1 protein-coding gene is annotated in these 1,248 nt (G+C 78.0%); it reads left to right on the forward strand.

Going from position 1 to position 1,248, the window contains the following annotated elements; translation table 11 throughout:
- The coding region (locus AOJ26_RS40845) for a hypothetical protein (protein ID WP_053853377.1) at window positions 1-1,248 on the forward strand (1,248 nt) is incomplete at both ends.

Consider the following 1,248-nt stretch of genomic DNA (forward strand, 5'->3'; position numbering starts at 1 on the left):
GGACGTCCCCGCACCCTCCGCCATAGCGCTGACCCCGGACTGCGACAGTTGGCTGGGGGACCGCACCCACCCCGCCCACGGCCCGCCCCCGCAGCCGGGCCGGGAGGACGAGATCACGGGCGTCCGCGGCTCCCACCGCGGTGCCCCGGCCGCCCCGGTGCTGGTCATCGGGTCGCCGTTCCTGTGGTGGATGCGCGTGGGCGAACTGCGCGCGGTCCTCGCCCCCGTCGTCGCCGGTACGGGCCCCTCGGCCCACCCCGACATAGCGGCGGCCCGCCGTTTCGTAAGGGGTCTGGACGCCGCGGTGGCCGTCGGTTCCGTCCCCGGCCGCTGTCCGCTCACCCGCGGGATGTGCGCGGGCGTCGCCTGGGTGGCCCGTCTGCTCCTGCGGAGCTGCCGGGAGCACGCGACCCAGATGGAGCGCGGGGTCGCCGCCGCGGCCGCGGAGCGTGCCCAGGCCGTGGACTACGGCCTCCGGATCGTGGCCCAGGAACAGGTGGGCCTGGCGTACGCGGGCTGGGACCGGCTGCTGACCCGGGTCGCGCTCCCCGCCTGGCGGATGGGCCGCTGGCCCTCCCGGCTGGACGCGGGAGTGGTGGCCGCCCTCACCGAGCTGTCGCGCCGGGACCGTCTGGCCGAGGGCTTCGCCTCCCGGCTGGGCGAGCGCCCCGCCTGTGACCTGCTCGAGGAGCCCGGCGCGGTCGACGAGGCCGCCTCCCTGCTCGCGGCCCGCCTCTTCCACGGCGGCCCCGCGGAGACCGGCCCGGACTGGTCCCCGGTCGACTGGCAGGAGTACCCGGAAGAGGTCGTGGACCGGAAGTGGCGCCTGGACGCGGCCCGCCTCCACCGAGTCCTCGACGCGCAAGGCGTCCGCCGCACGCCCGAGGCCACCGCACCGGAATCCGACGCCCCCACCCTCTCCCGCGTCCTGGCCCACCTGTCCTCCCCCCAGCCGACGGGCCCCACGGCACAGCCCAGGGGTGCGGAGGGGGCCACCGGTCCGGCAGGGCAGACGGCCACCGATGCGACGGCACAGCCCACGGCGGCCGACCGACCCGCAGGGCCGACTGCACAGTCCCCGGCCCCGGCCCCGGCCACGGTGACCACGCCTACGGCACCGTCCGCCGCCCCGGCGTCCCCGTCGACGGCGCCGGCCCCGCCGACCGACGCCACGGCCGCAGAGGACACCGATTCCGCACCCCACGGTGAAACCGCCCCCGAGCCCGGGTCCCGGCCCGACACCGACCC

The sequence above is a fragment of the Streptomyces sp. NRRL B-24085 genome (genome assembly GCF_001282115.1).
Taxonomy (GTDB): Bacteria; Actinomycetota; Actinomycetes; order Streptomycetales; family Streptomycetaceae; genus Streptomyces.